The sequence below is a fragment of the Polaribacter sp. Z014 genome (genome assembly GCF_023555435.1).
Taxonomy (GTDB): domain Bacteria; phylum Bacteroidota; class Bacteroidia; order Flavobacteriales; family Flavobacteriaceae; genus Polaribacter.
The window spans coordinates 1-8,724 of the sequence record NZ_JALCZP010000042.1 but is presented as its reverse complement, the minus strand read 5'-3'; the positions used below and the strand labels follow the sequence as shown (position 1 = coordinate 8,724).

The 8,724-nt window shown below is 28.3% G+C and carries 3 protein-coding genes and 1 CRISPR repeat array; all 3 genes read left to right on the top strand.

All coding sequences use genetic code 11. The annotated features are described in order from the left end of the window. Window positions 1-625 precede the first annotated feature (625 nt). The 3 genes from cas9 to cas2 are packed head-to-tail and all read left to right on the top strand — an operon-like array spanning window position 626 to window position 6,464. Window positions 626-5,236 (top strand): type II CRISPR RNA-guided endonuclease Cas9, encoded by a 4,611-nt coding sequence (gene cas9 / locus MPF19_RS18480; RefSeq protein ID WP_249989760.1) that lies wholly within the window; start codon window positions 626-628, stop codon window positions 5,234-5,236. Further along, on the top strand, window positions 5,233-6,120 hold the full coding sequence (gene cas1, locus MPF19_RS18475; RefSeq protein ID WP_249989759.1) for a type II CRISPR-associated endonuclease Cas1: 888 nt from the start codon (window positions 5,233-5,235) through the stop codon (window positions 6,118-6,120). The genes cas9 and cas1 overlap by 4 nt, the downstream gene beginning before the upstream one ends. 5 nt (window positions 6,121-6,125) lie before the next feature. Further along, window positions 6,126-6,464 (top strand): CRISPR-associated endonuclease Cas2, encoded by a 339-nt coding sequence (cas2, locus tag MPF19_RS18470; RefSeq protein ID WP_249989758.1) that lies wholly within the window; start codon window positions 6,126-6,128, stop codon window positions 6,462-6,464. A gap of 113 nt (window positions 6,465-6,577) precedes the next feature. Further along, window positions 6,578-8,675: a CRISPR direct-repeat array (repeat unit 46 nt; unit sequence CTTGTGATTGCTCACGTAAAAATACAATTTGAAATCAATTCACAAC). Window positions 8,676-8,724: the final 49 nt, after the last annotated feature.

Sequence of the window (8,724 nt, the reverse complement as noted above, 5' to 3'; positions counted from 1 at the left end):
CCAAGATTTTGAAGTTGAACAGACTGCATAAACCGTTTTGCTGCGCTTCACTTTTTATAAGTCTTTCTCAATTCAAAATAATGAAAATGTATCAGTAGCAATAAAAGTAAAACGTTCTAGACATAAGGAAGACCTGGTAATTTCGCGCGCATATAACAACAATTAATATTTTTTATGGGAATATGTATTGTTTTGCTATAGGTAGTTAAAAAGTACCCATTTGTTTTATCAAAACAAAAAAAAAGTCAAGATATAAATCTTGACTTTTCGTACTATACTTGTAGCGAGAACGGGATTTGAACCCGTGACCTCAGGGTTATGAATTTAACAAAAACCCCGATTTTTTACGCTATTATACCTTATTTTAACTAAATCGTGTACCGAAACGTGTACTCTGATTTATAATAAATTTCTGTTCAAATATACTGATATTTGTGATACAAAAAAGAAAGCGACAACCGAAGTTGCCGCTTTAAATGTTTTCACAACGGAATAATCCTTATTGTGAATTGATTTCAAATTGTCCTACAAATATAACTTAAAAAAATTAAAAGATTATACGGGTATCCGTAAACTGTTTTAATTTTTTTATTATAAATTTAAAGTCAGATTGAAAAAGAAAATTATGAAAAAAATATTGGGTTTAGACCTTGGTACAAATTCCATAGGTTGGGCTTTGACTTCACAGGATTTTGAGAATAAAAAAGGAGAAATAAATGGATTAGGAAGTAGAATTATTCCTATGTCTCAAGATATTTTAGGAAAGTTTGATTCAGGACAATCTCACTCTCAAACAGCAAATAGAACAAGTTATAGAGGTGTTAGAAGACTTTATCAAAGAAATTTATTAAGAAGAGAAAGACTGCATAGGGTTTTAAATGTTTTAAACTTTTTACCAAAACATTATAAAGAATCTATTGATTTCGAAAAATATTTTGGTCAGTTTAAAGATAATACTGAGATTAAACTTAATTATAGTAAAAATGAAGAAGGAAAACATGAATTTATTTTTATGGATTCCTTTAACGAAATGGTTGCTGAATTTAAAGAAGCTGGAAAAGAAACTAAAATTCCTTTAGATTGGACTATCTATTATCTTCGTAAGAAATCATTAATAGAAAAAATTACTAAAGAAGAATTAGCTTGGGTTCTTTTAAACTTTAATCAAAAAAGAGGGTATTATCAATTACGTGGAGAAGAAGAAGATGAAAGTAAAACAAGTAAAAAAGAATTTTACTCTTTAAAAGTAAAAGAGGTTTTAGCTACTGAAGATAAAAATTTAAGAGGAACTTGGTATCATGTAATTTTAGAAAATAATTGGGTTTATAAAAGGCAAAGTAAAGAACCATTAGATAATTGGTTAGGTAAAACTAAAGAGTTTATTGTAACTACTCAGTTAGAAAAAGATGGATCCGATAAATTAGACAAAGAAGGTAATATAAGAAGAAGTTTTAGTGCTGTAGATTCTGAAAAAGATTGGATTGCTATTAAAAAGAAAACTGAACAAGATATCGAACAAAGTACTAAAACTGTAGGGCAGTATATCTATGAAGCACTTTTAAATAATTCATCACAAAAAATTAGAGGTAAACTAGTTAAAACTATTGAAAGAAAGTTTTATAAGGAGGAATTACAAGCAATATTAAAAACACAAATAGAATTTCATCCCGAATTAAAGAATAGAGAATTATACAAAGCTTGTGTAAATGAATTATACTCAAGAAATGAAGGGCATCAAAATAATATAAAAGATAATGGTTTTGATTATCTCTTTATTGATGATATAATTTTTTACCAAAGACCTCTGAAAAGTAAAAAATCAACAATATCTGATTGTACTTATGAAGAAAGAATTTTTATAAAAGATGGAATTAGAAATGTACAAAAGATAAAATGTATTGCTAAATCACATCCTTTATTTCAAGAATTTAGATTGTGGCAATTTTTAAAAAATTTAAAAATTCATCAAAAAGAAAATATAGAAAATGGTAAGTTTGATGAAGATATTACAGATCATATTTTTACAAGTGATAATGATTGGGTTATACTGTATGATTTTTTAAATGATAAAAAAGAAGTGGAACAGAAACATATTCTTGATTTTTTAGTTGAGAATAAAAAGATAGCGAAAATTGATAGGAAAAATTATCGATGGAATTATGTAGAAGATAAAAAATATCCTGCAAACGAAACTAGAGCTTCTTTTTTGTCTAGATTAAAAAAAGTAAAGAATGAAAAAGGAACTGATTTTTTATCTAAAGAAATAGAGATTGCTTTATGGCACATTATTTATTCTGTAAAAGATAAAAAAGAATATGAAGCAGCTATCAATACTTTTGCATTAAAAAATAATTTAGATAAAGATACGTTTGTAGATGCTTTTATAAAATATCCACCTTTTAAAAATGATTATGGTGCCTATTCAGAAAAAGCAATTAAAAAGATATTGCCTTTAATGAGAATGGGGAAATATTGGAATGAAGCTGAAATTTCAGATGATGTAAAAAATAGAATTTTACAAATACAAGAGAGATTAGAAAGTATAAATTACGACAAAGAAGTTTTTAAAGGTGATAAAAAAGACCGATTAAAAACGATCGCAGATGATGAAATTCCTAAACAGTTTATAAAAAGCTTTATAAATTATAAAGATAAAAACCCTTTAACAGGCTTAAATACATATCAAGCTTGTTATGCTATTTATGAGCGTCATTCTGAATCGGGTATAATTAAACCATGGAAATCTCCAAACGATATTGACACCTATCTAAATGAATTTAAACAGCATAGTTTAAGAAACCCAATAGTAGAACAAGTTGTTACAGAAACGTTACGGGTTGTGAGAGATATTTGGAAACATTATGGAAAAGGTGAAATTAATTTTTTTAACGAAATTCATGTAGAATTAGGTAGAGAAATGAAAAACTCTAGTGACAAACGTAAAGCAATGTCTTCTAGAAATATAGAAAATGAAAATACTAATGAAAGAATAAAATCTTTACTAGAAGAACTTAAAAATGATTCAGAAGATGATATAAGACCATATTCCCCAAGTCATCAAGAAATCTTAAAAATCTACGAGGAAGGTGTTTTTCAAAATCCTGAAGTTTCTTTTACTAAAATGAAAGAAGATGATATCGAGAAGATTAGAAAAAGTAGTTCACCAACTAAGTCTGAAATTAATAAGTATAAGTTATGGTTAGAACAAGGTTATATTTCTCCTTATACAGGTAAAATGATTCCTTTAAGCAAATTGTTTTCTATTGATTATCAAATAGAACACATCATTCCACAATCTCGTTATTTTGATAACTCAATGACAAATAAGATTATTTGTGAAAGTGAAGTAAATCAATTAAAAGACAATAAAACAGCCTATGAGTTTTTAAAAGGAGAAGGAGGTAGGGTAGTTACTCTAAGCAATGGAAATACAGTAACTTTATTTAATATTGATAAATACGAGAAACATTGTCAACAATATTTTAAAAAAAATAGAACAAAACTAAATAACTTATTGTCAGAAGATATTCCTGAAGGATTTATAAACAGACAATTAAATGATAGTAGGTATATAAGTAAAATTATTAAAACGCTTTTAAGTAATATTGTTAGAGAAGAAGGAGAAAAAGAAGCTACAACAAAACGTCTTGTGCCAGTTACAGGCTCTATTACTTCTAGGTTAAAACAAGATTGGGGTTTAAATGATAAATGGAATGAAATAGTTGCTCCTAGATTTATGAGATTAAATGAATTAACAAACTCTAAAGATTTTGGGGAATGGGATTCAAAAATAAATGCTTTTAGAACAAAAGTTCCAGATGAAATATCAAGAGGATTCAGTAAAAAAAGAATAGATCATAGACACCATGCTTTAGATGCTTTAATAATAGCTTGTTGTACAAAAAAACATACTAATTATTTAGGTTCGTTAAATTCTGAAAGAGAAAATTACGGTTTAAAAGAGAGTTTGTTAATAAAAAACAAACAAGGAGATTTTACGAAGCACTTTCAATTACCATGGGCAAATTTCTCTACAGAAGCTAAGGAAGACTTAGAAAAGACAATTATCAGTTTTAAGCAAAATTTAAGAATCATAAATAAAACGAATAATAAAACTTGGCAATGGGAACCACAAAGCGATGGAACTTTTAAAAAAATATTAAAAAAACAAAAAGACGCTACAAACTCCACTAATAAAACAAATTGGGCTATTAGAAAACCAATGCATAAAGAAACAGTATCTGGTGCTGTTAAAATAAAAAAGATTAAAAAAGGATTTAGCAATATTACTAGTTATTTAGATAAACCTGACTTAATTGTAGATAAATCAATTAAAAGAAAAGTAAAGAGTTTATTAACTCTTTTTGATAATGATTTAAAAAAAGTCAGAAAATATTTAAAGGAATCACCTCTTTTAATTGAAGGAAAAGAAATTACTAAAACAAAAGTATTTGAATGGTCTGAAAATGCAACTGCTACTAGAGCAGCTTTAAATGAAAAGTTTACTAGAAAACAACTTGAATCTATTACTGATGGAGGTATAATAACTATTTTAGAAAGACATCTACAAAATTATATAGATGACGACCAAAAAGAGAGATTTGATTTAGCTTTTAACTCGGATGGTGTTGATGCTTTAAATAAAAATATAAAAGTATTAAATAATGGTAAAAATCATTATCCAATTTATAAAGTACGTTTTTATGAAGAAGGTAGTAAATTTAGTATTGGAGAAAGTGGTGCTAAAGCAACTAAGTTTGTAGAAGCTGCCAAGGGAACAAATTTATTCTTTGCAATTTATTACGATGAAGAAAAGAAAAAAAGAGTATTTGAAACCATTCCTTTAAATGAAGTTATAGCGCATCAAAAGCAAACTGCATCACTTCCTAAAGATAAACGATTACCAATTCAGCCAAGTAATATAAAGGGAGACTTTTTATTTACTCTTTCTCCTAATGATTTGGTATATGTTCCAACAGATGAAGAATTAGAAAATAAATCTTTAGTCGATTTTAATAATCTATCTAATGAACAAGTTTCTAGAGTTTATAAAATGGTAAGCAGTTCAAATTCTCAATGTTTTTTTATAAGAAATGATATCTCCAAACCTATTTATAATAAAAAGGAGTTTTCTGCTTTAAATAAGATGGAAAAGGATATTGAAGACCGAATGATAAAGGATAGGTGTTGGAAATTAAACATAAATAGAATTGGAAGTGTAAATGCTCAAATATGATAAAAAGAACCATCTATATTGGAAATCCTTCTTATCTAAAACTGAAACAAAAGCAATTAGTGGTTCAAGAGCCAGAAACGAAAGAAATTAAAGGAACTGTACCCATTGAAGATATTGCTTTGTTAATGCTCGATCATTATCAGATAACAATTTCTAATCAATTATTGATAAAGCTTCAAGGAAACAACGTTGCTGTAATAAGTTGTGATGAGCATCATTTACCTTTCGGTATGATGTTACCAATGTATGGTCATTCAGAATATTCTGAGAGAATTAAACATCAATTAGCAGCCTCAGAACCTTTAAAAAAACAACTTTGGAAACAAACAGTTGAGCAAAAAATAGAAAATCAAAAAACACTTTTAGATTTAAACAATAAAGTATCAGAGCCTTTAGCGGAATATAAACTACATGTAAAAAGTGGAGATACTACCAATAGAGAAGGTATTGCTGCTCAATTTTATTGGAAACATTTATTTGAGAATTTTTCTAGAGAACGTTACGGAGAAGAACCTAATAATTTATTAAATTTTGGGTACGCTGTTTTAAGAAGTATTGTAGCAAGAGCTTTGGTTAGTAGTGGATTATTGCCTGTTTTAGGGATTTTTCATAGAAATAAATACAATGCATATTGTTTAGCGGATGATATTATGGAGCCTTATAGACCTTTTGTCGATAAGTTAGTTTACAATTATATAATTAATAACAATAATTACGAGTTAAATAAAGATGCGAAAGCAACTATTTTAACAATTGCAACACAAGATGTATTTATTGATGGAGTTGTAAGACCTTTATTTATTGCTGTTTCTACAACAACAGCTAGTTTATATAAATGCTTTACAGGAGATTTACGACAAATAAAATATCCTGAACTAGATTAATAAAAATGTCATCAAAAAGGTATAACGCTTATAGAATTATGTGGGTTTTAGTATTTTTTGATTTACCAACAGAAACTAAAAGAGAACGGAAAGTAGCAGGTCAGTTTCGTAAAAAATTAATTGACGATGGGTTTACGATGTTCCAATTTTCTATTTATTTAAGACATTGTCCTAGTAGAGAAAATGCTAAAGTACATACTAAGAGAGTGAAGCTAAGTTTACCAAAACACGGTAAGGTTTGTATTTTAGAAATTACAGACAAGCAATTTGGTAATATGGAGTTATTTCATGGAATAAAAGAAGTCGACTTGCCTCAACCAACACAACAACTACAGTTATTTTAATTAGGATACAAAAAATCAAAATAAATTATCTTCAACTTTTACTTAACATAGATTTTTTTAATCTAAAAAAGGAATCCCAAAGTATTGATTTTACTCAATATTTTGGGATTGACCTTGTGATTGCTCACGTAAAAATACAATTTGAAATCAATTCACAACCATCTAATATGTAACGTTAAGCCAAAGATACTTGTGATTGCTCACGTAAAAATACAATTTGAAATCAATTCACAACAAAACATCGTTAAGAAATTTCTTTTGTTCGCTTGTGATTGCTCACGTAAAAATACAATTTGAAATCAATTCACAACATTGTAGGTCATAAGTACCAAAAGAAATATCTTGTGATTGCTCACGTAAAAATACAATTTGAAATCAATTCACAACTTAACCTTATATTTGCTGCATGGTTGCAATCTTGTGATTGCTCACGTAAAAATACAATTTGAAATCAATTCACAACAATGTATTCTTTAATCTGTACATTTGCATACTTGTGATTGCTCACGTAAAAATACAATTTGAAATCAATTCACAACAAATATGACTCTTTAGAATTAGCAGAAAGTCTTGTGATTGCTCACGTAAAAATACAATTTGAAATCAATTCACAACAGTTAAAGCTTCATCAATTGTTAAATAATTCTTGTGATTGCTCACGTAAAAATACAATTTGAAATCAATTCACAACAAAGCGTGGGGCGTGCCTTTGGTTTTAGTTCTTGTGATTGCTCACGTAAAAATACAATTTGAAATCAATTCACAACATGCTTTTACATACACTATGCCTATGAGTGCTTGTGATTGCTCACGTAAAAATACAATTTGAAATCAATTCACAACGAAGTTCTATTGTCTATAACTTTTTCACCACTTGTGATTGCTCACGTAAAAATACAATTTGAAATCAATTCACAACATTTGTTCTATTATATTTTTTAATTGTTTACTTGTGATTGCTCACGTAAAAATACAATTTGAAATCAATTCACAACAGAAATAGCCTTATCAATTCCATTTGATAACTTGTGATTGCTCACGTAAAAATACAATTTGAAATCAATTCACAACGTTGAGGTTAAAGTAGTTACATTATTTAAACTTGTGATTGCTCACGTAAAAATACAATTTGAAATCAATTCACAACAAGTTAACAACTAAATTAGATAAAGAGATTCTTGTGATTGCTCACGTAAAAATACAATTTGAAATCAATTCACAACATTCTTTACTTGCTTTAGATAAGAATAGTACTTGTGATTGCTCACGTAAAAATACAATTTGAAATCAATTCACAACTAATAACGTCTGCTTTAATTCTTCTTCCCACTTGTGATTGCTCACGTAAAAATACAATTTGAAATCAATTCACAACCCACAACCATTTTTATACCCTGCTTACGTACTTGTGATTGCTCACGTAAAAATACAATTTGAAATCAATTCACAACTCATGATAATGAATTTAGCCAACCGTAGGGCTTGTGATTGCTCACGTAAAAATACAATTTGAAATCAATTCACAACTAGTAAGAGAAATTGGCGAAAATAAGATAACTTGTGATTGCTCACGTAAAAATACAATTTGAAATCAATTCACAACTAACCGCATTGTGTTTTAAGATTGGTATAACTTGTGATTGCTCACGTAAAAATACAATTTGAAATCAATTCACAACACACAACTAGGAACACTCGCAAAAGCAATTCTTGTGATTGCTCACGTAAAAATACAATTTGAAATCAATTCACAACTCTATTGTCTGCTTCGTATGCAAACTTTCTCTTGTGATTGCTCACGTAAAAATACAATTTGAAATCAATTCACAACATAACCCTGCTATTGTTGCCCTTAATAGTACTTGTGATTGCTCACGTAAAAATACAATTTGAAATCAATTCACAACGGGTATTCTGGGTTACTATCTTCTATAACTCTTGTGATTGCTCACGTAAAAATACAATTTGAAATCAATTCACAACACTAGCTTTTCTAGGTATTTTATTTAATTGCTTGTGATTGCTCACGTAAAAATACAATTTGAAATCAATTCACAACACATTGCTACAGATGAAGACGATATTGATACTTGTGATTGCTCACGTAAAAATACAATTTGAAATCAATTCACAACAGCAAGGTGCTTATTATGTATACCGATATTCTTGTGATTGCTCACGTAAAAATACAATTTGAAATCAATTCACAACGGAAGTTCTGCAATGACCGCCTTTAGTAGACTTGTGATTGCTCACGTAA